This window comes from Lactobacillus sp. LL6, from assembly GCF_007570935.1.
Lineage (GTDB): Bacteria > Bacillota > Bacilli > Lactobacillales > Lactobacillaceae > Lactobacillus.
The window spans coordinates 1,691,471-1,717,288 of record NZ_VLLR01000001.1; the positions used below are offsets into that span (position 1 = coordinate 1,691,471).

Consider the following 25,818-nt stretch of genomic DNA (forward strand, 5'->3'; position numbering starts at 1 on the left):
ATATTCTACTCAAAATAATTATTCCTGCGTATTTACGTCAAATTCTGTTGATTTGGTGTCATATTCGGTATTTCCAAATTGTTGATTATATTTTTTGTTGTAAAAGTAAACACAGAGTAAACTAAAAGCCATTTCAGTTAATGCTAATGGAAATATCAATCTTATATTTGTATTTCCTAAATTGTTAGTAATTATTTGGGGACTTGCATCTTGCCAAATATGTAAAAAAACTCCTATGCTTATTCCATTGGTTATAAGCCGTCCATAACTGAATAACATTCCATATCCAAATGCAAATAATATTTGTCCAATAGTAGAAATCATTGATTGATGAATGGCATTTACTAAGTGCATCAAACTGAATAAGATTGACGTAATAATGGTAGTCCAAATAAATTTGTATTTACTTTTAGCAAAATACTCTAGACAAATATTAAACAAAAGTCCACGGAATAAAAATTCTTCAATAACTCCAGCACTAATTGCAGTTAACCAAATAGCACTAGTTTTATCAAATGAGAATTTAAAAGTTGCAATCTTATTTGATAACTCTGACAGTATTGGCATTACTAACCAAAACAAGTAAAAAAATACTGTCAAAATCCATAACCATCCCTGTTTTACTTTATGTTTTACAGTCTTTGTAGTTTTACAGAAATGGTAAGTAACTCCTCCCATTAGAATTATATAAATTGCATATAAAACCCGCTTTGTCATTGATGAATGAAAGAATTTAAATATAAATGGTCCAAATAAATATATGAGATTTAATATGACAAAAGCAATTAATAATCGCCTAATATCTTTTTTACGTTCATAATCGTTTATTAAATCTACATATTCTGTCAAAGCCAGATTATTCATGAAATCGCTCCCTTTAATTTTTGGATATATTTCAATTTTAAAAAAGGAGGAGCAACTATACTCCTCCTCTTTTAAATTAGATTTTAGCTTTTTAGTCTAGAGAAGCAGTTCCTTCCTAGATATTGAATTTTTATCTAATAATTTCATAAGTTTTCCAAAGTGCTTTACCAATATTATACAAATTTAAACCAGCACGCAAATTATGAGCAGTACCATAACCATTACGGTAGTAACCAGAATGTCTTTTTCCACCAATAATCTTTTCCAAATCAGTTGTTTGGATTTGTTCAAATTTCTTTGTTTTTTCTTCCATCATTTTTTTCCTCTCAATAATATCACTAATGTGATAAACCGTTCCAAAAACCATTGACAAATTCAGTAGTTTTCCACCACCAATTTTTCTTAGTTCTTCTCTTTCCACCAACAACTTCAACCAAGTCAGCAGAACTCAACTTTTGAAACTTTTCCATTTTTTCTCCTCTTTTCAACATCTATAAGTGAATCAGCTCTTGCTTCATCAACTTACAATACATATTTTACTTGCTTTGTTGCTTTATTTTTAAAATTATCAAAAGTTGTCAAATAAACGAATATTCTGCAATCATTCAAAATATGATAAAAAATCAACCAAATTTGATTTTTTCTAACTTTAATTTTCTTTACCTAAAAATGTATCTTTAATAAAGTTAAAATAACTTTCCCTATTAACAATAATTGCTACACTTCCTTGCATCCCATATCTAAGTTCATTACGTTCTCTTTTAGATGGATAAATTAAGCAACTTACTTTATAAGCTTCTTTTCCTTTAATTTGATCAGGATACACTCCAATTGAATTTATTTTTCCATTAATCAAAGTAGCAACATTTTTCTTATTTTTAATTTCAAATTTTACCTTTTGATTTTTATCTAATTTTTTAACTTCATCAACTCCTACATAAGATACAACTTCTAGACTGCTTTCTTCTTTTATATTTGGAACTAAAATTACATTATTCGCTTTATCAACATGAACTACTTTATCTTGAGCCAATTTTTTACTAGTTCCATTAACTAATTGTACTTTTTGATTTTGATAAACATATTTTCCCTCTACATAGTTCTTATTATTTTTAATTATCATTGTATTTTTAGGAACAATAATTCCACCTATGTGAATCGAATCTTCTTTTACCATAAAAATTGAACTTATAAAAACTAGTAGTATTAATATAAAGGCTGGAAGAATTACTATCCTAGAGAGTGCTTTTGATTTATATGAATAAAATTTACTACTTTCAAAATCATCATTCATCGTTTATCTCCTCCCTAGTTATTCACTAAATCATAATAATATCCATGCTTAACCAATAAATCTTCATGGTTGCCTTCTTCCACAATCTTTCCGTGATTTAAGACAACAATATCATCAGATTTTTTAGCAATAGATAATCTATGAGCAATAAAAATAATAGTCTTATTTTTTAAACTAATTAGATTATCAACAATCTTCTTTTCAGTTATTGTATCTAAGCCACTTGTTGCTTCATCAAAGATAAATACACTAGCTTGAGAAAGAAGCGCTCTAGCAATAGTAAGGCGTTGTTTTTGACCACCTGATAAAATTGTCGCATTTTCATCCATTTGTGTATCAAACTTTAATGGTAAATTTTCAATATCTTGATATATTTCTGCAATTTTACATGCTTTCTTAATTTCTTCCTCTGTTACATTTTTTCTACTACCTAACAACAAACTTTCTCTAATAGTTCCAGAAAATACATATGGAGTTTGAGGGACATAATTTATATAGGAGCGTAGAACATGTTTATCAATACTTGTAGTTATATTTCCATTTATAGTTATCTTCCCCCTAGTAGGTGCAAAAAAGTTAACTAGTAATTTTACAAGAGTAGATTTTCCTGAACCACTCATCCCCACAATGGTTAATTTTTCTCCTTTTTTAATTTCTAAATTTATATTTTTTAGTACATCTTGTCCATAACCGTATTTGTAATCTACATTTTCAAATTTAATATTTCCATTTAATTTAGAAATACTATTAATATCTGCTTTATTTTTAAATTCACTTTCAACTAAATAAACTTCATTCAATCTATTTTGAGCTACATTAGCTGATTGAAGTGTTGGTTGGAGATTAATAATATTTTGTAAGGGATCAATAAAGTATGAAAGTAAAGCATTAAAAGTCATCAATTCACCAATTGTCATTTGATTATGCATTACTATTCCAGCCCCAATCCAAAGAATAAGAATATTCAATGACATACGAATAAAAGTTTTTAAAGATGCTTGAAAAACTTCAGTTTTACTATAATTAAATGATTTTTTTAGATAATCAACAAATTGACTGTCTATTTTTTTATATCTTACTTTTTCACTATTTAAAGCTTTAATAGTTTCAATTCCTTGAATATCTTCAATTATTGAAGAACTTACTACTGAATTGCTTTCCATTTGTTCATTATTTAAATGATCAAATTTTTTAGTAAAACCTAAAATTACAACTGCATACAATGGCAAAGAAGCAATTGTTATCAAAAATAAAGTTGTATTTTGAATAGCTAGCGTTATTCCCATCAAAATTACAATAGATAAATCTAAAAACAGAGATATTACCGTACTTGCTAATGCCTCTATAATTCTACTTGCATCTGAAAATCGACAAGTAATTTCACCAGTTTTTCTTGTAGCAAAAAATTCCATTGGTAATTCAAAAATATGCCTAATATAACTTAAATTTAAATCAATTGATAATCTTTGACCTAATACATTAAGTAAGAGTTGTTGCCCATAAGAAAATATTGAATTAAATACATATGCAATAAGCAAACCTATCGCAAGAATCGATAATGTATTATACGTTCCATTAGGGATATAATTATCAATTATTCCCTGTAAAAAGTATGAGTTACAGATACTTATTATTGTCATCAATAACGAAGCTAAAATAATATCTCTAACCAACTTTCCTTGTTTGAACATATATGGAAATAATGATAAAAGATTATTTCTCTTCTCTTTAATTGGTTCAAATTTAGAATTTGGTTGTATTAATAAAGTTACTCCAGTCCATTCTTGAGCAAACTTCTTTTTAGATATTCTTTTAACTCCAACATCTGGATCAGGATCCGCAATAATAATTGAATTTTTATTACTCTTTAATACAACATAATAGTGCAGTAATTCTCCATTCTTTAAAACGTGAGCAATAAATGGATAATTAATATCTTCCATTTCAAATATTGACATATCAGCTTGAACTGCTTGAACATCTAAGTTAAACTTTTCAGCAGTTTTTACTAACCCTAATGCAGTGGTCCCTTCCATGTTAGTTTTTGCAATATGTCTTAAATGTGCAATTGATACTCTAGAATGATAATTTTTTAGAATCATGGCAAGACAAGCAACTCCGCAATCTGTTTCATCAACTTGTGGTATGTAAATTGACTTATATTTAAGTAACATACTCTCCCTACTTTCTCTTAATGATAGTAATAAGTTTAATGTAACTTGTACTTCAATATAGAAAATTGTCATATTTTGTAATTTAGCAATCATATTTTGCAGAATATGACGCTATTTAGACAGAATTTGAGGATTTTGGTTATGGTCTTAAATATTTAGGTAGTATAATTATAAAGTTAAATGAAAGAGGTACAAATATGAAAAAATTAAATGAGAAAGAATTAAGTAAAATCACTGGTGGATTTGGGATGTTTTTTGATCCTACGGTTAGTTTTTATATGAAACGCAAAAAAAGGAAATGTATTGTCATCACTTTTAAGCCTGTTTAAGAAATAATTATGAATTTTATAAAAGTAATAAATATCCTATTGAGTATCCCAGATTTAATTATCCCAATCATTATAGATTTTGCTATAGTTATTAAACTTATTCATATACCACTAAGTAAGAATAATAAATATTTTATTTCACTATTCAGCTTAATTATATTCATAGCAAGTATCTGTTTATCAGAATTAGGTGCTGATATTGGCATAACTTTACTCCAAGTAATAGTATTATTTCTTTACTTTGCAATACTTAAAAAAGTTAATATTAAATTAGTTTTTGGTTCTATATTAACTTTTACAGTTTTTGATACTGCATTATATCTAATATGTGGAATTTTAATGGATATAATTCCTTATGGAAATCGATATTTTGATAGCATCATTAGCATTACTGTAGAAATAGTTGGCTATTTAATAATTAGAAGATATTTCTCACAATTACATAAACTACTCACCGACAAAAATAGCAATATTTTTATCGGTATTTTGTTATACCTTTATATAATTGGAATTGGTGTTGAATTTTTTATTTCTGGTGATAATAAAACCACAGAAGTAGTAACAATTTCTCTGGGATTATTATTACTACAGTCTATCTTCGCCTTTGTTCTTTACTACGCAATGATAAAAACTGAAAATAATCTCTTGTCCAAAAAAGAACAGGAAAATCAAAAACTTCAAAACCAGTTGCTAAAAGCTAAAAATAATGAACTCAGTCAAGAAAAGCAACGACAAAAATTACAATATGAATTACTTAAAAACGAAAAAGATAAGCTAACTGAGGAACATAATCAGCTAAAAGAATATGCAGAATACCTAGATAAGAATGAAGATGATTTGCGCAAATTTAAACATGATTATCAAAATATGATGAATAGTTTAATTATCAGTGCCGAAAACGGGAAAACAGATGAAGTAGTATCTAAATTAAAGGAATACACTAATAGTCACATTAATTCCAAAGCTTTACGTAAGTATAAGGATCTTAATCATGTCCACGTTGATTTTTTAAAAAGTATCGCAATTGCTAAACTAGCCAAACTTTATAATGCGGATATAAACTATTCTTTTGGCTGTAATAAAGAAATTAATCGAATTCCTAAAACTATAGATTATCTAGATATTACAAGAATTATTGGAATTGCTTTTGATAATGCTTATGAAGAAAGTATGGCTTTAAGAAAAGAAACTGGTAATTTAGATTCTGCACAAATTTTAGCTACATATTATCAAGAAGATGGAGATTTTGAATTTGAAATTAGAAATAAAATTAGACCTAAAAAAATCAATACTAAGCTAATCAGCCGAAAAAATTACACAACTAAAGAACACCATATGGGAATCGGATTAGCTAATGTTACAGAAATTACTAAAAAATACGAATCAACAGTATTAGTCAATTATGGGATAGATGATGACTGGTTCACATTTAGTTTAATAGTGTTGCCAGATGAGGAGGAATAATTATGGAATATCCAGTATTTATTTGTGACGATGATCAAGATCAAATTAACGTAACTATTAAGATTTTAGGTAGAGCAGAAATGATTCTCTCTGATGAAGAAAAAGTTAGATTTAATATTAACACTGCAACTACTTATCAAGATGCTGTTAACTATATCAAAGAACATCAAATTGAGGGAGGCATCTATTTTCTTGATGTAGAACTTGGAAAAGATGTTAATGATGAAAATGGGTTTGATATTGCAGATTTAATCAAATCTAGAGATGAAAAAGCTCAAATCATTTTCGTCACTAGTCACCAAGATTTATCTATCATTACTTATCAAAGACGTCTTGGTCCGGTTGATTACATTGTCAAAACTGATGATGTAGATGAACTTAAAAAACGAATGGTAAAGACAATTGAAGTTGCCTTATATCAAATCGAAAAATTTGATTACATTCAATCAATGAACTTCACTTACAAAATAGGTCGAATAATTAAGAATATTAATATTAATAAAGTTATGTACATTACTACAACCTTAACCCCACATAAGTTATTATTAATTAAGGATCATGGAGAAGCGCAATTTTTAGGCAGTATTAATGAATATGCTGAAAATAATCCAAAACTACTTGTAAAACTTAGCCAATCTTGTTTGGCAAATCCTAATAATATCGCTTCAATCGATCTTAAGAACCGCTTAGTAACTTTTAAAAATGGGGATGTTGAAGAATTTTCACGTCCTACAACAAAGAAGATGAAAGAATTACTAAATAACTTTAACTATAAAGTTGAAGATTTAGGATATTTGAAAAAAGAAGACTAAAAAATGGACACCTTCATTTGGTGTCCATTTTTCATTTATGTTCTTTATCTAAATCATTAGGAACTTTTGAATTATAAATCAAAGCAGTAATTGCTTCTGTCACTCCCAAAAAGAATGCCACAATGATATTCGTAACTCCAAATACACCAACCACTAAATTGTTGTGCATTAGCGGAAACGCCACAAAAGTTGCCAAAATCCCAATTACTGCTACTGTCCAAAACACAATTCCATAAGTGCGAGGATAAGTGCGAAACTTAATGTACTGTTCACGATCTAATTTATATTTTTTGTCCATTTTTCTGCCTTCTTTCACCTCATTATAACAAAATAAGCAGCCAATAATGGCTGCCTAAATATTAATTATTCCAAGATTTTGCTCGCTTGATAGCGTGTAAATTTTGTTTTGTTTTTTCAAAGCCTCCTGCTATGATTTCTTCCACAATAATAAATGCTTTTTCCCTACGAATTCTAATTTTCATTTTTAATTCTTTTTGTACTATTTCTTGAGAAATGCTTTTAGTATCTAGCTTCAGATTATCCAAGCCTTGATCTATAAATTGCTTTTGTGGACCTGTTAGAGCTTTATATTGCTTCCTTGCTTGTTCAGTAAATCTTAATTCAGGCATTCGTCCACCCTCCTTTTTTCTTAATCTCTGAGGGCTTTTTATCACTTCTTTCTCCACGAACTTCACTATCAGAATATGTTTTTTCTATATTTTTATTATCTTTACACATAAAAAATCACCTTCTCAAGTATAACTTTACCTAAGAAAGTGATTTTTTCATATTTTATTGCTCAAATTGAGCATTTATTTATCATTTGTTAAGAATTGGTCACCGGCAAGTTTTCTATAAAAGTTAGCCTTAGTCTGACGATAATATGGAGTAATCCAAAGGAATCCAATTCCACAGCTAATAATACCAAGAATTGCCCAACCTAGAAAACTCAAATCAAGTATAAATAAATCCGTCTTATGGCCATTCATTAGTTTACGGCTAGCGTTAATAGCTTCTGTAGCCTTAGGCTTTTTACCACTAGTATAGTAATCCCTCATAATATAAGGAGTCATGGAATAAGAATATCCCTTAATAATTCCTGGAATAATAAACAAAAGTGTCCACAAAAAAGTAAAAATCCAAGTTAATAAACCTGTTAAAAATGTAGTTTAAAATCTTCCACCAGTAAATCCACTAAATATCCCCTTCAAGATATTTGGCGTATCACCGCTGTCACGGAACCTCAAAATTGTGTACGCCACTCCCCATAGCAGCATAATCACAAAAATATTAACAACAAAACTGATTATTCCGCTAAATGGATTCACTCTGTAAGCTTCATTATAGATTTCATCACCTGAAATAGTAGTAACTGATCTATATACTAAGTCATTACCAGTTTCTGCAAATGAGACAATATCATTAATAACATAAATAATAAACCATGCTACAAATGATAATCCAACTGCCCAAAGCCAATTTCCACGAAGTTGATCTCTGGCATCGCTTTTTAATTCCGCTCTTGTCATAAAATCCTCCAAAGTTGATATTCTTTTTAAAAAAAGCCTAATTCCACGAAACTGGAACTAGGCTCACACAGTGTAATACCGTCACTTTGACCACATATAGAAGATAACATTTTCGCTACCGGAGAAAATGACTACTATAGCAACGGTACAATGTAGATTTTAGCATTCCACTAACAAAAAAACAACCGTTAGCCGCTATCAAAAAAATAAAAAAGTGAGGATTCTCACCCTCACTTTTATTCCATACTGAGCATCATTGACATAATATTATTAACTTCACTCTTGTAAAGCTTAAACTTTCCTTTAGTCGTATGATTACTTTGAATAATAATCATATTTTTAGCATTTGGTGTAGCTCTCATGAAAGTATAATAACCCTCACCAGCACCATTAGCTACCTTATATTGTGACAAGTTATAAAAACCGCCATTATAAAACTTAGGTCCCTTACCCTTGAACAATACTGCCCGGCTTTGATCACTCAATACATTTCCTGTCAAAATATATTTCATAGTTTTTGCTAAATCATGGTTAGACATCACAATTGACCCTGCACCTAATTCATCATGGGCATCTTTTACTGCTGTTTCATGAGGAACTCGGTTGTAAGCTTGATCAATATCACTATAAACATATCCAGGAACCCAATTAGTATTGAGGAGTTTTGTTTTGTCAGACCATAAAAACTCAGTATTTTGAAGCTTTAATGGTTTGATAAAAGTTTCTCTAAATAAATCCTCATAAGATTTATTTTCTATCTTAGAAATAATTCCACAAAGTAACACATAGTTAATTGAAGTGTAGTGCCATTTTCCAAGACGCTTCATATCAAAGGTCGTGTACTTAATATCATGCTTCAAGTTAGCTTCATCTGAAATAAAAACTTTAGTACCGAGTTTTTTTCCTTTTTGAAGGTCTAGCCCTGAAGTCATATTAAGCAAGTTACTGATTTTAACATAGTCACTACCTTCAACTTCAGGATAAAATTCACTTAGAGTATCACTAAGACTTAGTTTTCCTTTTTCAACTTCACGCATGACCATTGTTGCTGTCATCGACTTTTGAACTGAATTAATCAAATAGCTAGTGTCAGGCTTATTACCAGTAGCATATTTAAGCAAAGTCTTACCGTTATTTATAACTGTGACTGAACCTTTCACACCTAAACGGTCAATAGCCTGTCGCACTACTTGTCTTTTAAACTTTTCTTATCAGATAAGTTTATAGGTTTTATATTAGTTCGATTTTGCCATTTCTTAGAGTAGAAATAGTTATTCAAATCATAATGATATGCCTTATTAGGTTTTTGCATGAATGGTTTTACAGCTTGATCTACTGCTACCCAACCATTCCAGCCGAGGTGAATAGTATCTTCCATGAAGTACTTCTTACCACCATCTTTTGACAAATCAGCAATATTTTCAAAACCTTGACTAGTTAATTGGTATTCCATCTTGGCTACAGATTCTTGATACATCTTTTGTGACAAGCCTGTATATTTTGCCCACTTGGCATTTACCGGTGGAATAATGAACAAGACATTAGTATGTTGCTTAGCAAATTGATTTAATAGAAGCTGGAAATCTCCATATTCAGCTGATTTAGTATAATCAAAATTCTTTTGACTGCCCTTTAGCTTCTTAAGAACACCTTTAGTTAAACGGTTCTTATAGAAAGTGTTGTCAATTCCCAAATTATTTGAATTAGTGTGAATTTCTGCTTGTTCAGTAGCCACTTTCTTCAAAGCTTTTACTGAATAATGGTTAGGCAAAAGTTGCGCACGTTTGCGAATCTTTTGGACACGATCACGAAGCTGGAATGAACTAAAGAATGTATCTTCATTTGCAAGCATCTGACGACGATTTTGTAATAAGAATCTATCCCAATCAGACAATTTTTGACCTGCAGCAATCTTCTTAAGACCTGATTTAATAATTCCAGTCTTAATATCTGGCATATCTAAAAGACGCTTAGCTGCATAACGGTCAGCAGTGTTATCTTTAGCATTAAGTAAAAACATCGTTGTTTGAAGCGGTGAATAATACAAACTAAACGCTGCTGGATCTTGACCCCTCTTAGTAAACCATTGTGGCGAAATAATCAAAACAGCTTTTTTGTTCTTAAGCTGCTCACTTGTCCCTTGCATCCCAATAAACTGAGCCAAACTTTGACTACCTGGACCACCAAGTAAAAATGGTCGATAGTTGCGTTTATACTTTTCCGCAATCACACTTGGGTGAAGTGGGTCCATACGTGATAATTCACTTGAACCGTAAAATGGAACATAGCCATTTTCAAAGGCTTCTTGCTTCATTTTTACACCCTTGAAGACAGTATCAGTTTGAGAATTTGCAGCTTGGAAGATAGCATCTTTTGAAAAAGTTCTCTCCCATGGCAAAAGAAATACAACTAATAAAAGGATAAAAGCGCAAAGAACTGGGCCAAATATTTGCCACAGCCGGCGTTTATTACTCATTTTCTAAGCTTTCCACCTTTGCCACAATCTTAGCTGGAGTATCCCATTCTTCACGGTTAAATTCTGAAACTGGAACATCAATATCAAACTTTTCTTGTAAGCTCAAAAGCATTTGAACACTTGCCATTGAATCAAGCAAACCATTTTCAAAAATGTTTTCGTCCATTTGATCTGACAAATCTTCACCAGTTAAATCGTTTAAAATGTTCAAAACTTCTTCTTGTGTGTTCATAATTAAATACCTCTTTTTAATAAAAACTATCTTTCTATATTATATTTTATTGCCAACCAAACCACAATGTGCTCAGGAATCCTGAAAAGATAAGCATACCAAAGCAGACAACATTAAATGTAATAAAGATTGCAAACCAATTTGTAAACTTATTAGATGGAATTTGCTTTTTATGCTTTCTCTTAAATCTAATCCACATATCATTGATAATAATGGCTAGTGCTTGATACAACCCATAGGCAATGTAGTACCAAGTAAGGCCGTGCCAAAATCCCATGATAAGGAAGAGCAACAGATATGAAGCTTGAGACAATCTGATTCGATTCTTAAACAATTTTTTCTTCATTGCAAAGAATGTAAACCGCATATAAATGTAGTCACGGAACCAGAATGAAAGTGTGATATGCCAGCGATTCCAGAAATCTTTAATGTTCTTAGAAATAAATGGCTTGTTGAAGTTCATTGGAGTGTGAATTCCCATAAAATATGAAATTGACACTGCAAAAAGTGAATATCCAGCAAAGTCAAAGAACAAATACATCGTGTAGCAGTACATGTAAGCTACTACCCACCATGATAATTTAAGACCTCCATTAGCATTACCTGCAGCAAGCGCAGCTTCACTAAATCTTGGAAGCCATAATGTTCCAAAGAACCATCCTAATATAAATTTATAAAGAAAACCTTGAAATAAATAGCGAACTGCATATTGCAAATCAGTAATGTAATCTTCTCTACTTGGAGCTTTATCAAAATCTTTCTTAAATCTCCGGTATCTATCAATAGGACCTGAAGAAATAGTAGGGAAGAATAGTAGGAATCTAGCATAAGTGCTGGGATCTACTTTTTTAATTGCTCCGTCACGAATTTCCATAATCACTTGTACGTTCTTAAAAGTAATGTATGAAATACCCAAAAATCCAACCGTAAACGGAACCGTACCTGCTGGAGCAACTGCCAAAATCTTGACCGCAGTTAATGGCACAATTGCTAAGATAACTGCCAAACAAAAAATCCAAGTTTTATTTGGGCTATCTTTCTTAGTTCTATAGTGTTGATAAATAAACGTAATACAAAATTCAAATATCAAATATAGAAGTAAGTTAATTCCTTCTTGCCAATGAGTTCCATCAAAAATCAAAAATAGGAAAACAATTGAGAAAATTGCTTCATAAGTCTTAAAACGTTTACCATTATAAAGACCCACGATAATTGGAATTAATGCAATCATCAACCAGATAAAGTATTGCGGATTGGAGTAAGGCTGTAAGTTAATGAAGTTAAAGTTCACTACTTATTAACCTCCTTAATAACAGCCTTGATATCCACCTTGCCATTTTGAGAAATTGGCAAACTATCACGATAAATATAACGCTGCGGAATCATATAAGGCATCACATTCTTCGCCAAGTCTTCACGAATCAGCTTAGTAAGTTCTGCATCTGAATATTTACGACGTACACCATCTTTTAATTCAATTTCTGCAACAATTTGCTTAACAGTGTGATCTTTATTGTATTTAGGTGCAGCTACACCATAACGAATAAGTTCATTCTTAGTTAAGTAGAAATTGATCTCTTCAAGCTCAATTCTGTAACCATTGAACTTAATTTGGAAGTCAATTCTTCCTCTATAAAATAGCATATCACCATCAAAGAATCCGGCATCTCCTGTACGATAGCTTTCGTATTTATCTTCTGGATTTTTAAAGAAAGCTGCCTTAGTTTTTTCAGGATTATGCATGTATCCTTTAGAAACGCTAGGACCTTCGATGATAATTTCGCCTTCGCCAGGCTTATCACCTTTTGAAGTATCAATAGTAATTCTTGTATCTTCTTTGGTCTTACCAATTGGCAAACGATCATATTTTTCAAGAATTTCATCGGTAATTTCTACTTGAGTTACAGCAACTGTAGTTTCTGTTGGACCATAAGTATTGAAGATATGGCTATTAGGAAACTTTTTACGCAAAGTAGCTGCTTCACTATGAGGTAACTCTTCCCCACAAAAGAGGAAATGAGTTAAGTCTGGGTGATGTTCACCATCAAAAGTTCTATCCAAGAAACACATTTGTGCAAATGATGGAGTAGATACCCAAACATTAAATTGCATCTTAGGAAGAGTTGCAAACAATTGCGCAAAGTTTTGCGTTACATCGTGTGGCAATACCACAAGCTTACCTGCAGAAACAAGAGCTGGATATAGACTCATTACAGATAAATCAAATGAGTAAGGAGCTTGTGCTAAAAAACTAGGATGTTCTGGCAAATTAAAGTCAGTCAATTCCCAGTTTACAAAACTAAGCAAGTTATCATGACTAATCTGTACACCTTTAGGCTTGCCAGTAGTACCAGAAGTGAAGATAATGTAGAAATTATCTTCACCTTCAACATAGTGACTTTCATCAATTGTGTAATCACCATCAATTACATCACTTGGCTTTATAACTTCTAGATTGCTTACATCAACATCTGGTAATTCATCTACAGCAAGAACCGCTCTACTTTGAGAAACTTCTTGAATCATAGTCAAACGCTCTGCATTAGAATAACTTGCAATTGGAATATAAGCGTGACCTGCCTTTACACTTCCCAAGAAGCTAGCAATCATTTCAAAGGTTTGTCCACCCCAAATCATGATTGGATCATGTTCCGGAATATCTAAACTTAAGATTTTATGTGCCCAAGCATCTGAGCGCTTCTTTAAATCACCATAAGTATTAGTTTCACCAAGATAGTCATAAACAATTCTATCTGGATCATTTACAGCAATTTCTTCGATTTTCTTAATTACATCTTCAATCATTGATAGCACCTGCCTTAAAATTCGTTATAAATAAAGTGAACTGATGTTAATCCACTATACTCATACAAATAAATTAGAGCCATCAGGATTGCAAAATAAACGACTGTCTTCAAGACAAACATTCCAATACGTTTGCCTCGAGAGTCAACTTTTGTATTTTTCTCCATGTATCTCCCTCAGTAACTATATTTACTTACGCCCTATGTTACTACAATAATCAAGTAGTTAAGAGCACTTATTAGATATTTTAACAAATTTAAACAAATAGCTAAAATCGTACGATTAAATTTTACTACAAATTGTGTTCATAGGTAGATTTAATTGTCTATTTTTCGGCAATTTGCATATGCAAACCATAATGGAATGAAAACCACAAATGAAGTAAATACTAACGCAAAAATCATAAGTTTCATTATATTACTTGGATTTTGCCATTTTTTAGAATTTGCCGTCGTTAAAACAAACACCCCTAAGAGAATACTAATTACAATTTCAGCAATATAAAGATAAGAATAAGCTGACCAAGTAGTCATCTGAAGAAGAGATAGGTAAGCTGAAGCTGGAAGCAAACAGAACCATCCTGAAAAACGCAACCAAAATATAGTTCTTTTTTGATAATTAGGAGTCATAATTTTCCTTTCTTTATTAACAAGCTAATTTCCAAATAGAGCATTTATATTTAAAGATAAAACTCGATCCATTACAAGAATATGTGGTTTTGCATATATTTTTGATCCAGATTCAAATAAACATAAAAGTTGACCCTTATAAGCTGTAATCTGTTCTAAGTAAGGTGGCATATCAATAACTTTTTCAGCATTTTTTTCATCAAGAGCATTTATGGCAGTTGATGGAAAAATATACAGCTTTGAGTCCCCACTGCCATAAGACTGGCTTAAAAATATTTTATCATCATAAATAGCTATTCCTTGAATCTGCTTATCCATGGAAGTTTCTCCATTGGGGTCAGACCAAGATACATTTCCAGTAACGGCTTTAATTTCATTATTAGTAATAGTACCCTTATTTTTTCCACTTCGAGAAATAGAATAGCTAGCAACGCGCCCACGTCCATACATATTGAAGAAACCAACAAATAATTGATTATCATAATAAGTAAGAGCGGATGCACGTTCTATAGTAGGAATGGAAATTTGATTATCATATTTAATAGGGATATGTGTTTTATCATTATAATTCTTTAAAGTTTTCATTGAAAATGACATCAAAGCTGAAACCCCACCCATAGATCCGGTAATCCAAATATTTTTTGCAACTGGATCATAGGCAATCCCGCCTAAGTGAGGCTTTCCCTTTATTTGAATGGTCTTTAAATATTTTCCAGTCTTTTTATCAAGCACATAAATCACTGAAGCATGTTTATGTTCACCATCATAAGCTGTAATCAATAAATATTTTCCAGCAACCGTAATTCCTTGCGGTGTCATTGCATGAGCAGTATCGAACTTTTTATTAGAAAAATTATAACTCTTTGTCGTAACTAACCCCGGCACAATAGCATCCTTACCATCCCAAGTGCGGGGAGGGACATAATTCGAAGCTTTATTAATAAAAGGGTATTTTTGTCGTAACTCTTTTTGGTATTCTGAGTATTTATGCCAAGAAGCATTAATATTTGTCCCATCTTTGTCTTTTACTAAGTCTGGGCGGCCTTTTTGCATTTCTTGATCTTGCCACCATTCATAAGCACAGTAGCCACCAGCACCAATTCCTGAAATGAGTGCAATTATTAAAATTATTCGAAAAATAATTTTGCCTCGTTTTTTCAATTTTAGTTTCTCTCTTCTTTCTTAATTTAGTTGTAGTCTATTTTATCCAAAATTTTTTAAAATTTGTCATATTTTTAAAAAGTATCTAAAAGCATTATTATGAAAGCGTTTATCCATGATTGTTATAGACTAAAATAAACTAAAAATAAATTTTTTAGGTGTTTGGTCACACATTTTTCACAATTCAAGGTTATACTATTAAGTGAAGTGAAGAATAAACGGAAAACTTTTCACTTCACTCAACTTTTTTGTTTTTCATTCATACTCCTCCAAGTAAATAATGAAAATAAAAAGAATTGACTTTGATAGTCAATTTCATATCTATCCCTTTCGGCTCGCGGTACTTCGCGAGCTTTTCTTTTCTTCTTAAACAAATCGCTAAAATTTCTTTACCATTTCGTAAGAATTTAAACACTTTTACTTCACAATTTCTCTGTATTATATAAATCGTAGCAAGGCGGTAGAACTTGTTACATACTCCCACTTTTTTATTTCATTCATTCTTACTCCTCCAAAGTAGATGAAACTAATAGGGTCTGCAATGTTTGCAGGCCTTTTCCTTTTTCAGAAATAAATTATCAAACTATAATGGTGAGTGAAAGGAGAAATTATGATTTCACCATCAATTCAACATTTAATAGAAGAAAAATCAGGTTCATTTTTAATTCCAGCAAGTCGCATTGCATTTGTACAAGACGATAATCCACTATATCATGCGTTTTTAATCTTAACTAAAGTTAAATATTCTAAAATTCCAGTTTTAGATAAAAATCGTCGTGTAGTTGGATTAATTACTTTAGCAATGATTACTGATAAAATGCTAGAAACTGATGAAATTTCAATTGATCCATTAAATAATCTAAAGGTGCGAGATGTAATGCAACGGGATTTTCCAAAAATAAACTTCGTTGAAACTACTCTAGAGCGGCAACTTCATTTATTAATTGACAATCCTTTCCTCCCTGTAGTTGATTCTAAAGGAGTCTTTCAAGGATTGTTAACTAGACGAGAATGGATTAAAGCTTTCAATTATGTATTTCATACTTATGATGAACATTATATGGCAATTCCCAAAAAGCCATCTAAATCACAACTGATAAACAAGATCGTAACAACGAAATAAGTTTAAGAACTGCCATTAGGCAGTTTTTTTATTCTTCATCTAATTTAGAATGATTATAATTTACATTTCATGAAACAGTGGTAAAATTGTTCTTATAGATAATTGTTGTACTATTTTGGAGGGAAAATATGTTAAAAAACCAATGGAAGCTAATAGTTGTTCTAATACTTGGTATTATTGGCGCTATTTTAGATTTTTTATGCGGAAAACCCACAATTGCAAACTTACCTATCGCTGGTATTTTAATAGATATCTTTGGTATTTATATTGCAATTACAATGGCTGTTGAAATGATTGGCGATATTCGCAAAGGTCGCTGGGGAGTTGATATTTTAGCAATTATTGCTATCGTTTCAACTATGGCAATCGGCGACTATTGGGCTGCCTGGATGATTTTGGTAATGTTTACTGGGGGAGAATCCCTTGAAGACTACGCTACAAGTCAAGCCGATAAAGAACTACGTTCTCTTATTAATAACACCCCACGCAAAGCTAATAAACTAGTAGATGGTAAAATTACTCAAGTAAACGTTGATGATTTAAAAATTGGTGACCACATCATTGTTAAACCCGGTGAACAAGTTCCAATTGATGGTAAAATCGTCAAAGGTGATTCTAGTTTTGATCAATCTTCATTAACTGGTGAATCAGTCCCTGTTTCCAAAAAGCCTGGCGATACAGTTATGTCAGGGTCCATTAACGGAGATGCTTCTGTAGAACTTCAAGTAACTAAACTTGCCAAGGATTCTGAATACCAATCAATCGTGGAATTGGTTAAATCATCTGAAGCTCGTCCTGCAAAATTTGTTAAAATGGCAGATCGTTATGCTATCCCCTTTACAATTATTTCCTTGGTAATAGGTTTTATTGCCATGGCATTAGGTGGATGGAACTTTACTCGTTTTGCGGAAGTTATGGTTGTAGCTTCTCCATGCCCACTTCTAATTGCTGCACCTGTTGCCTTAGTATCAGGGATGAGTGCAATGTCAAAAAATCACATTATTGTAAAAAGTGGTACAACGCTTGAAAAATTATCCCGTGCTAAAACTTTTGCATTTGATAAAACAGGTACTTTAACAGAAAACAAGTTGGAAATCAGCGAAGTTGTTGCCCAAAATGGTTTTGATAAAAAAGAAATCCAATCTCTGGCAGCAAGTGCTGAACAGCAATCAACTCATATTATTGCCACTTCTTTAGTCGACAGTACTCCAAAAGATATGATTCATATGGTAAAAGACTTAAAGGAAACTACTTCTCAAGGGGTAGAAGGAGTTGTTAATGGCAAAAAAGTTAAAGTTGGTAAACTTAGTTTTGTTGCTCCTAATGAAGAAGTTAATGGCGTAAATTCTACAGCTGTTTATATTTCAATTGATGGTAAGTATGCTGGTTATATTACTTTTAAAGATCAAATTCGCCCAGAAACCTCATCCACAATTGCTCGTTTACGTAGACAAGGTGCAGAAGAAATTATGATGCTTACTGGCGACCATAAAAATGTCGCTGAGCAAGTTGCTAAAGCTGCCGGAATCACTGATGTAAAATATAACTTGCTTCCAAGACAAAAAATTCAAGCAATTAAAGATGTACCAGAAAATTTACGTCCTGTTGTAATGACTGGAGATGGTGTCAATGATGCTCCAAGTTTAACTGCAGCAGATGTTGGAATCGCCATGGGTGCAAAAGGTGCAACAGCTGCCAGTGAAAGTGCCGATGCAGTTATTATGGTTAATGATTTAAGCAAAGTAAATGATGCTGTAGCCATTGGTAAACACACAATGAAAGTAGCTAACATTGATGTGTTAACGGCAATTTTCATCGTAATCATCTTAGAAGTTATTGCTGCAACTGGTGTTATTCCTGCCTTCATCGGTGCTATCTTACAAGAAGTAGTTGATTTAATTACCATTTGTTTAGCTCTTCTTGCTAAGACCAAGCCAAGCAAGAAACAATTAGGTGAAGAGGAACAGCAGTAACTTGCATTTATATACAATAATTATTACAATAAAATCTAACTAAATACTTCAAGCGGTTGGGTTTTTATTATAAATAAAACTTTCAAGATTAGGTTCTTTTGGGTGAAAGACCATTCTTGAAAGTTTTTTCTTTTTTGAAAGGAGCAATGAATGGAATTTTTAGGAGAATTAATCTTAATTTTACTGGCAACAAGCTTACTAGGACAATTATTTTCTAGATTTAATATGCCTGCAGTTATTGGACAATTGTTATCTGGAATCTTATTAGGCCCAGCCATTTTAGGTTGGGTAAAATCTGGAGATATTATTAGTTTATTTTCAGAATTTGGCGTAATTCTATTAATGTTTCTTGCAGGGCTGGAAAGTGACCTTGATTTATTGAAGAAATATTTCAAACTAAGTTTCACTGTAGCCTCCATTGGGGTTATTTTGCCAGTTGTCTTTACAGGTATCGCAAGTTACTTATTTGGGATGAAATTTGTAGAGGCATTATTCATCGGAATTGTATTTGCAGCAACTAGCGTATCTATTTCCGTTGTTGTTTTGCAAGAAGCCAATCAATTGCATACTCGTTCAGGAGTAGCTATTTTAGGAGCAGCTGTTGTTGACGATATTTTAGCAGTTGTCGTTTTAAGTTTATTTACTACTTTTAGTCATGAAGGCGGTAAAAGTGGCCTCACTGATAACTTCTTCTTAAACTTAGCAATTGAAGTGCTTTATTTCGGTGCTGTGTGGATAGTTTATAAATTTGTAGCACCATATTTCATGAAAACTGCAGAAAAATTAGACGTTAATTATTCAGTAGTAATTGCTTCTTTAGTTCTAGCTCTAACGATGGCATGGGCTGCAGATTTTGTTGGACTTTCTGCAGTAGTAGGTGCATTTTTTGGTGGACTTGCTATTCGTCAAACGCCCCAATATAAAGAAGTTAATGCATCTGTATCTGCAATCGGCTATTCAATTTTTATTCCTGTTTTCTTTGCGGATATTGGACTTTCAATGACTTTTGCTAGTTTTGTTCGTGATCTTTGGTTTATTATTGTAATGACAATTTTAGCAGTATTATCAAAGTTTTGGGCTGGAAAATATTCTAGTGAATTATTTGGCTTTACAAAAAATGAAGGTAATATCGTTGGTGCAGGAATGGTATCACGTGGAGAAGTAGCCTTGATTGTAGCTCAAATTGGTATTACTCATCATCTTTTCCCAGAAGATATTTATTCAAGTTTAATTCTAGTAATCATTGTTACTACTGTGATTTCACCATTTATTTTGAACTACTTTATCAATAAACAAAAAAATGCTTAAAAATAAAATCATAATAAAAAGGAGCTTCTACGCTCCTTTTTATATTACTCCTAATAAATTATATGCCATGTGCGTCATCATTGAATAACGCAAATCTTTTGTTTGTAGATAAACCCAACCTAACACACATCCAAGTACCCAATAGACAATGATAAATTTTGAAAGTGCAGGATCATGCATAAAGGCAAAAACAAATCCGCTGACTAATATTCCGGCCCACTTATTAAATGACGTTGCTTTAGTAAAGAAAGTATTGAAAAACATTCCTCTAAAAATTACTTCTTCACAAAACGGTGCAATAAATCCAACCATAATCTTGAACATCATGCCACTTTGAAGGGAAATTCTGTTTAACTCTTGCTGATTAGTTGAAACAGTCTTTCCACCACTAACTAAATTTAAAGTGATTACTGCACCAATTGTAATTAGGATAAATCCAATAAAAGCAACCAACACTTTCTTCCACTTCCAATGTGGCTCTTCATTAAATCCCCAATTATTCACATATTTCAGTTGTTGTTTATATAGCCAAAAAATAAGCCATAACACAATCACTGTAATTAAAGCAATCCCCACACTTTTCATTGGCATATGAATCTTTTTAGGAAAGAAATAAAAACCCTGTAAAAATGCGTACAAAACAAATGCAATTATCATTCCTGCAATGTTACCTGCATAATGTAAAAATTTTCTCATTAGACCACCTTGATTTTCTAGGATTTTTTAGCTTTATTTTCTATAATAAACTATGATAATTCTAACATAAGTGGGAGTATTTATTATGCATGCATTATTTCAGCTTTTTCAACAAAATCGACAATTTTCGATTTTTTCTGCTATCATGCTTTTTGTATTTTTTATGTTTCTTATTTCGTGGTTGATTGAACCAAGACGATTAGTTAATGGGATGATATTTACACTTTTTATTTTCTTATTTGCTATATGGGTCAGTCTTTTAGTTTTTGCGACAAACCTTAAAACTCTTAAAGAAGTCTATACCTTAATTGTAATTGGAATATTAATGCTAATAGCAATTATTGCAGCCTTTTCATGGTTATTCTTTTTGTGGAATGCTTATTTTGTCTGGAAATATGAAAGTCACACTTTGCCTAATTTACTCACACTTTTTATAGGAATTGGCTTAATTATTACCTGGGTAATAGCTATTACTGGTCCAGCAAAATATTTACCAAATTGGTTAAACATTCTCTTAACAACTGCACCTGTCATCGCAGTATATCTACTTTGGGTAATGTATAACTTCCTAATTAACTCTTTTTTATATCAATTTGTTCCTCGCAGATATGACCAAGACTATTTAATTGTTTTAGGTGCTGGATTAATTAATGGTGAACGTGTAACGCCACTATTAGCTACACGTATTAATCGCGCTATTCAATTTGCACAAAAGCAGGTCAACAAAGGACATAAAATGCCCAAAATTATTATGTCTGGTGGAAAAGGACCTGATGAAAAAGTTTCCGAAGCTCAAGCGATGACTGAATATGCAATCGCACGAGGAATTTCTCCTGATGATATCTTACTTGAAGATAAATCACGTAATACTTATGAAAACATGCTCTTTTCAAAAGAAGTTGCTAAAAAAGACTATGGAAATTACAAATTCAAGGCTAAATTTTTTAGCAATAATTACCATATTTTTCGAGCTGCTCTGTATGCCAAAATGGCAGGCCTCAATGCTAATGGAATAGGATGTTATACTAGATTTTACTTCTTGCCTAATGCAATAATTAGGGAATTTGCTGGAGTATTTGTCATGAATAAAAAGCGCCACTTTATCATTATTAGCTTAATTACTGTATTCTTTATTATTCAAGCGTTATTTGCAGCAGGAGGAATCCTTAAGTGGCGAATGATTTAATTAAGAATATCTAAACTTTAAGCATTTTCATTTATAGAGTATAAATTTATTACTATACTTAAGCATAATTGTATTTTTAATGAAAGGTGCAAATATGCTTCAACTTAAACATATTTATAAATCATATAAAGTTGGAGACACCGTCACACACGCCTTAGACGATGTCTCTATTTCATTTAGAGATCAAGAATTTGTGGCGATTTTAGGACCTAGTGGTTCTGGTAAAACCACTATGCTTAATGTAATTGGTGGACTTGACCGTTATGACAAAGGAGATTTAATTATTAACGGTAAGTCAACTAAGAATTTTACTGAGACGGATTGGGATGCTTATCGCAATAATACTGTGGGTTTTATTTTTCAAAATTATAACTTAATTCCGCATCTATCAATTATGGATAACGTAGAATTAGGAATGACTTTATCTGGGGTTCCAGCAAAAGAACGTCGCGAAAGAGCAATTAAAGCTTTAACTGAAGTAGGCTTAAAAGACCACATGCACAAGCAACCTAATCAATTATCTGGTGGTCAAATGCAACGTGTCGCTATTGCTCGTGCAATTGCCAACGATCCCGACATTTTACTTTGTGATGAGCCAACTGGTGCACTTGATACTGAAACTTCTATTCAGATTATGAAACTGATCAAAAAGCTTTCCAAAAATCGCTTAGTCATTATGGTCACTCATAATCCAGAACTTGCTAAAGAGTATGCTTCAAGAATCGTTAACTTCCAAGATGGTAAAATTCTAAATGATTCTAATCCATTTAAGGCTAAAAAAGAAAAAGATACTTTCAAATTAAAGCGAACCAAAATGTCATATTGGAATGCTATTAAACTTAGTTTTACTAATATTATGACTAAAAAAGCTCGGACAATTTTAACAGCTTTTGCTTCAAGTATCGGTATTATTTCAATTGCAGTAGTCCTTTCAATCTCTAATGGTTTTCAAAAACAAATTGACACTACTATGAGTAAGGCACTCGCCAAATATCCAATTGCAATTACACCAACGGCTACTGATATGAATGCTGTAACTACGAGAAAAGAATCAGATAAAAACGTCAAAAATCGAGGCTATGTAACTGCTCAAAAAGACCAAAGTGAACAAACTTCTCACAGTAATAAAATTACTGAAGCTTATGTAAACTACATAAAGAAAATCAATTCCAATTATGCTAATAATATTTCTTATCAACGTGCCACTAATTTGAATTTACTTTCAAAAGTAAATGGTAACATTGACCGCATTCAATTTTCTAATAATGATTCAAGTGGCACTCAGTCGATGACAGCCATGCGCCAAGAAGCAATGAATTCAATGGGTGCTGGGTCAAGCGTTTTTCCTACTACTCTTAATAAGAAGAAAGGTTCATTCTTAAAGCAAAATTACCAACTTCTTTCAGGTAGCTGGCCAACTAAATCAACTGACCTTGTCTTAGTAACAGATAATAAAAATACTGTTAATATCAATGCTCTTAAAAATTTAGGCTTTGATATTGATGATGGTGACAAAGTTAAGTTTAATAAGTTAATTGGTAAAGAATTCAGCCTTGTCTCAAATAATGATTACTACAGCCAGCTTCCTACTGGAACTTTTGCTCCTAAAAAGGCTAACCAATCTATGTACAATTCTGGTAAAAAACTACGCCTAAGTGCTGTAATTCGTCCTAAAAATGAAGATTCAATGGCACTTTTATCAACAGGAATTGCATATAGTGATAAGTTGACTCAAAGTGTAATCAATGAAAACAAAAATTCTGATATTGTTAAAGCCCAAAAGCAATCAAACAATAATGTTATTACTGGGCAAAATATCAACTCTAGTCAAAAGAAACAAATCCTACAAACTTTGGGTGCTACTAGCATTCCTACTGGAATTATGATTTATCCAAATAATTTTGATTCTAAAGATAAAGTCTTAGATTATCTTGATAAGTGGAATAAAGGTAAACCTAAGAAGGACCAAATTATTTATACAGATATGTCTAGCGTCGTAACTACAATGACTGGTGGTCTTCTTAACGGAATTACTACTATACTTGTTGCATTTGCGGGAATTTCTTTAATTACTTCAATGATTATGATTGGTATCTTAACTTACACTTCAGTACTTGAAAGAACTAAGGAAATTGGTGTTCTCAAAGCTCTTGGTGCTAGAAAACGTGACATTACACGAGTATTTGATGCAGAAACTTTTATTCTTGGAGTATTTGCAGGCCTTCTTGGAGTAGGAATTGCATACATTCTCACTTTCCCAATCAACAGTGTAATCTATAAGATTACCGATCTTGCAAATGTTGCACAACTTGATCCAAAAGCAGCCATTATCTTAATTATTATTTCAACTGTTTTAACTTTAATTGGTGGTCACATTCCAGCAAAAATGGCTGCTAAAAAGGATGCCGCAATTGCTCTTAGAAGTGAATAATTAACTTATTTTAGTTCACTTTTAGTAAAACTTGCGCGTAGAATGTAATTGAATATCTTTATCTAAATTAAATCGCCCTCCAGATAGTGGAGGGCGATTTTTTTATTTATTCTTCTTTTTTCTTACGCGCTTAACTCTTATAACTGAACTAATAATTGCAAAAATTAACATAGTGTCATACACAAAACTAAATGGAAAAATCAAACCTAATTTTCCAAATAGTGCGTACATGACGACATTGTATATAACTAATAACGAAATACATAATACTGTGTCCCAATATCCCAGCTTCTTTGCATACTAGTCATCATAAGCTTTTCTTTCCGGCGTATTATACGCCCAAATTATTAAAGCTATAAAAATAATTGTTGAAATTACGTATATCATACTATTTAATATCATTTTATCAAAGTTTCACACAAATCCACAGAGTTATCCACAAGATGTTGAAATTGGTTAACTATATATACCATATCTTGTAGCTAGTTAAATTACGTCTAATGGCTGTTTCGCAACAGGTTTTGGAAAATCTGCATTGATAAGGCGCAAATCATCCTCTGTCAGCTCAATATCTAACGCCTTAATATTATCTTCCATATGTTTAATAGAAGCAGCCTTAGGAATCGACAACACATTTTTATTTCTAATTGCCCATGCCAACATAATTTGATGTGGAGTAACATTATGATTTCGAGCAACGATTTTTAAGTTTTGCGTAATTCTAATAGAATTTCCACTTCCTGAATTAAATGGAGAATATCCAATAAAGTTAATATTTTTCTTTTCTTGCCAAGGCAGTAAGTCATACTCTACCCCACGATGATCCAAGTTATACAAGTCTTCATTAGCAAAACAATTATTACCATTTTCCAAACTTGTTAACTCTTCCATATCAGAAGTATCAAAGTTTGATACGCCCCATTCATGAATTAAGCCTTCTTTTTTCAACTGTTCTAATCCATAAATAGTATCTGAAAGTCTATGATTTCCTCGCCAGTGAAGTAAATACAAATCTAAGTAATCAGTTCCTAAACGATCTAGACTTGCTTCTAGACTTTTTCTTTCTAGTTCAGGTGTTGCGTGATAAGGATAAAATTTCGAAATTAAATAAATCTTACTTCGATCATATCCTTTAATTGCTTCCCCAACTAATTTTTCACTTTTACCTTCACCATACATTTCTGCTGTATCAATTATTGTTAAACCATTATCTAAGCCATAGCGCAGTGCAGAAATTTCATCATTTTTCTTATTTAAATTATCTCCCATGGCCCAAGTACCCATGCCAATGCCGGATAGTTTCATTATTAATCACCTCACTTAAATTCTACT

Annotated in this window: 25 protein-coding genes, 1 pseudogene and 1 other annotated feature; of the genes and pseudogenes, 8 read left to right on the forward strand and 18 right to left on the reverse strand. The window is 31.8% G+C overall.

Annotation, left to right across the window (positions count from 1 at the left end):
• Window positions 1–18: 18 nt before the first annotated feature.
• The 5 genes from FOD82_RS08190 to FOD82_RS08205 all read right to left on the reverse strand — a co-directional run bounded on the left by FOD82_RS08190 (window position 19) and on the right by FOD82_RS08205 (window position 4,332).
• A complete protein-coding gene (locus tag FOD82_RS08190) occupies window positions 19–864 on the reverse strand; it encodes a type II CAAX endopeptidase family protein (RefSeq protein WP_144355942.1) in 846 nt (281 codons plus the stop codon).
• Window positions 865–994: 130 nt separating this feature from the next.
• On the reverse strand, window positions 995–1,180 hold the full coding sequence (locus FOD82_RS08195; RefSeq protein WP_144355943.1) for a hypothetical protein: 186 nt from the start codon (window positions 1,178–1,180) through the stop codon (window positions 995–997).
• 22 nt (window positions 1,181–1,202) lie between these two features.
• Window positions 1,203–1,334, reverse strand: a complete 132-nt coding sequence (locus FOD82_RS09920; RefSeq protein WP_277950085.1) for a hypothetical protein — start codon at window positions 1,332–1,334, stop codon at window positions 1,203–1,205.
• Between the two features lie 179 nt (window positions 1,335–1,513).
• The gene (locus FOD82_RS08200; RefSeq protein ID WP_144355944.1) at window positions 1,514–2,158 is read right to left on the reverse strand and encodes an HlyD family efflux transporter periplasmic adaptor subunit; all 645 of its coding nucleotides are present in this window, start codon (window positions 2,156–2,158) and stop codon (window positions 1,514–1,516) included.
• A gap of 14 nt (window positions 2,159–2,172) precedes the next feature.
• Complete coding sequence (locus FOD82_RS08205) at window positions 2,173–4,332, reverse strand: peptide cleavage/export ABC transporter (RefSeq protein WP_144355945.1); 2,160 nt, start codon at window positions 4,330–4,332, stop codon at window positions 2,173–2,175.
• Between the two features lie 197 nt (window positions 4,333–4,529).
• On the opposite strand from FOD82_RS08205, the gene FOD82_RS08210 reads away from it, so the two are divergent.
• The 3 genes from FOD82_RS08210 (at window position 4,530) to FOD82_RS08220 (ending at window position 6,937) form a co-directional block, all read left to right on the forward strand.
• The gene (locus tag FOD82_RS08210) at window positions 4,530–4,661 is read left to right on the forward strand and encodes a bacteriocin (RefSeq protein ID WP_144355946.1); all 132 of its coding nucleotides are present in this window, start codon (window positions 4,530–4,532) and stop codon (window positions 4,659–4,661) included.
• 339 nt (window positions 4,662–5,000) lie between these two features.
• Window positions 5,001–6,125: a GHKL domain-containing protein gene (locus tag FOD82_RS08215; protein ID WP_144355947.1), complete on the forward strand. Its 1,125-nt coding sequence runs from the start codon at window positions 5,001–5,003 to the stop codon at window positions 6,123–6,125.
• A 2-nt stretch (window positions 6,126–6,127) separates the two neighbouring features.
• Complete coding sequence (locus tag FOD82_RS08220) at window positions 6,128–6,937, forward strand: LytTR family transcriptional regulator DNA-binding domain-containing protein (RefSeq protein WP_144355948.1); 810 nt, start codon at window positions 6,128–6,130, stop codon at window positions 6,935–6,937.
• Between the two features lie 31 nt (window positions 6,938–6,968).
• On the opposite strand, the gene FOD82_RS08225 is transcribed toward FOD82_RS08220, so the two are convergent.
• From FOD82_RS08225 to FOD82_RS08275, 11 genes and pseudogenes are all read right to left on the reverse strand, one after another.
• On the reverse strand, window positions 6,969–7,235 hold the full coding sequence (locus FOD82_RS08225; protein WP_144355949.1) for a hypothetical protein: 267 nt from the start codon (window positions 7,233–7,235) through the stop codon (window positions 6,969–6,971).
• Window positions 7,236–7,296: 61 nt separating this feature from the next.
• Window positions 7,297–7,566 carry a hypothetical protein gene (locus FOD82_RS08230; protein WP_144355950.1) on the reverse strand — a complete coding sequence of 90 codons (270 nt, stop codon included), beginning with the start codon at window positions 7,564–7,566 and terminating at the stop codon, window positions 7,297–7,299.
• 183 nt (window positions 7,567–7,749) lie between these two features.
• Window positions 7,750–8,466: pseudogene (locus FOD82_RS08235) on the reverse strand (DUF975 family protein).
• Between the two features lie 236 nt (window positions 8,467–8,702).
• On the reverse strand, window positions 8,703–9,653 hold the full coding sequence (locus tag FOD82_RS08240; RefSeq protein WP_144355951.1) for a serine hydrolase domain-containing protein: 951 nt from the start codon (window positions 9,651–9,653) through the stop codon (window positions 8,703–8,705).
• The gene (dltD, locus tag FOD82_RS08245; RefSeq protein WP_144355952.1) at window positions 9,653–10,942 is read right to left on the reverse strand and encodes a D-alanyl-lipoteichoic acid biosynthesis protein DltD; all 1,290 of its coding nucleotides are present in this window, start codon (window positions 10,940–10,942) and stop codon (window positions 9,653–9,655) included. The genes FOD82_RS08240 and dltD overlap by 1 nt, the downstream gene beginning before the upstream one ends.
• Window positions 10,935–11,174: a D-alanine--poly(phosphoribitol) ligase subunit DltC gene (gene dltC, locus FOD82_RS08250; protein ID WP_144355953.1), complete on the reverse strand. Its 240-nt coding sequence runs from the start codon at window positions 11,172–11,174 to the stop codon at window positions 10,935–10,937. The genes dltD and dltC overlap by 8 nt, the downstream gene beginning before the upstream one ends.
• 46 nt (window positions 11,175–11,220) lie before the next feature.
• Window positions 11,221–12,465, reverse strand: coding sequence for a D-alanyl-lipoteichoic acid biosynthesis protein DltB (dltB, locus tag FOD82_RS08255; RefSeq protein ID WP_144355954.1), 1,245 nt, complete (start codon window positions 12,463–12,465; stop codon window positions 11,221–11,223).
• Window positions 12,465–13,979 carry a D-alanine--poly(phosphoribitol) ligase subunit DltA gene (gene dltA / locus FOD82_RS08260; protein ID WP_144355955.1) on the reverse strand — a complete coding sequence of 505 codons (1,515 nt, stop codon included), beginning with the start codon at window positions 13,977–13,979 and terminating at the stop codon, window positions 12,465–12,467. Before dltA ends, dltB begins: the two co-directional genes overlap by 1 nt.
• A gap of 14 nt (window positions 13,980–13,993) precedes the next feature.
• Window positions 13,994–14,146: a teichoic acid D-Ala incorporation-associated protein DltX gene (locus FOD82_RS08265; protein WP_144355956.1), complete on the reverse strand. Its 153-nt coding sequence runs from the start codon at window positions 14,144–14,146 to the stop codon at window positions 13,994–13,996.
• A gap of 150 nt (window positions 14,147–14,296) precedes the next feature.
• The gene (locus FOD82_RS08270; protein WP_144355957.1) at window positions 14,297–14,608 is read right to left on the reverse strand and encodes a hypothetical protein; all 312 of its coding nucleotides are present in this window, start codon (window positions 14,606–14,608) and stop codon (window positions 14,297–14,299) included.
• Between the two features lie 24 nt (window positions 14,609–14,632).
• The gene (locus tag FOD82_RS08275; protein ID WP_144355958.1) at window positions 14,633–15,769 is read right to left on the reverse strand and encodes a hypothetical protein; all 1,137 of its coding nucleotides are present in this window, start codon (window positions 15,767–15,769) and stop codon (window positions 14,633–14,635) included.
• Between the two features lie 610 nt (window positions 15,770–16,379).
• Here FOD82_RS08275 and cbpB point away from each other — a divergent pair.
• The 3 genes from cbpB (at window position 16,380) to FOD82_RS08290 (ending at window position 20,173) form a co-directional block, all read left to right on the forward strand.
• On the forward strand, window positions 16,380–16,892 hold the full coding sequence (gene cbpB / locus FOD82_RS08280) for a cyclic-di-AMP-binding protein CbpB (protein WP_144355959.1): 513 nt from the start codon (window positions 16,380–16,382) through the stop codon (window positions 16,890–16,892).
• Between the two features lie 128 nt (window positions 16,893–17,020).
• Complete coding sequence (locus FOD82_RS08285; RefSeq protein ID WP_144355960.1) at window positions 17,021–18,865, forward strand: heavy metal translocating P-type ATPase; 1,845 nt, start codon at window positions 17,021–17,023, stop codon at window positions 18,863–18,865.
• Between the two features lie 54 nt (window positions 18,866–18,919).
• Window positions 18,920–18,977: a sequence feature (sodium ion sensor (DUF1646 type); this cis-regulatory element may regulate processes involved in with the transportation of sodium ions), on the forward strand.
• Window positions 18,978–19,015: 38 nt separating this feature from the next.
• Window positions 19,016–20,173 (forward strand): cation:proton antiporter, encoded by a 1,158-nt coding sequence (locus FOD82_RS08290; RefSeq protein WP_144355961.1) that lies wholly within the window; start codon window positions 19,016–19,018, stop codon window positions 20,171–20,173.
• 39 nt (window positions 20,174–20,212) lie between these two features.
• Here FOD82_RS08290 and FOD82_RS08295 read toward each other — a convergent pair whose 3' ends face one another.
• On the reverse strand, window positions 20,213–20,869 hold the full coding sequence (locus tag FOD82_RS08295) for a type II CAAX endopeptidase family protein (RefSeq protein ID WP_144355962.1): 657 nt from the start codon (window positions 20,867–20,869) through the stop codon (window positions 20,213–20,215).
• An 85-nt stretch (window positions 20,870–20,954) separates the two neighbouring features.
• Here FOD82_RS08295 and FOD82_RS08300 point away from each other — a divergent pair, with 85 nt between their 5' ends.
• Both FOD82_RS08300 and FOD82_RS08305 read left to right on the forward strand, forming a co-directional pair.
• Entirely contained in the window at window positions 20,955–22,055 is a 1,101-nt protein-coding gene (locus FOD82_RS08300) for a YdcF family protein (protein WP_144355963.1), read from the forward strand.
• A gap of 94 nt (window positions 22,056–22,149) precedes the next feature.
• Complete coding sequence (locus FOD82_RS08305) at window positions 22,150–24,486, forward strand: ABC transporter ATP-binding protein/permease (RefSeq protein WP_144355964.1); 2,337 nt, start codon at window positions 22,150–22,152, stop codon at window positions 24,484–24,486.
• Between the two features lie 486 nt (window positions 24,487–24,972).
• On the opposite strand, the gene FOD82_RS08310 is transcribed toward FOD82_RS08305, so the two are convergent.
• Window positions 24,973–25,791 (reverse strand): aldo/keto reductase, encoded by an 819-nt coding sequence (locus tag FOD82_RS08310; RefSeq protein WP_144355965.1) that lies wholly within the window; start codon window positions 25,789–25,791, stop codon window positions 24,973–24,975.
• Window positions 25,792–25,818: the final 27 nt, after the last annotated feature.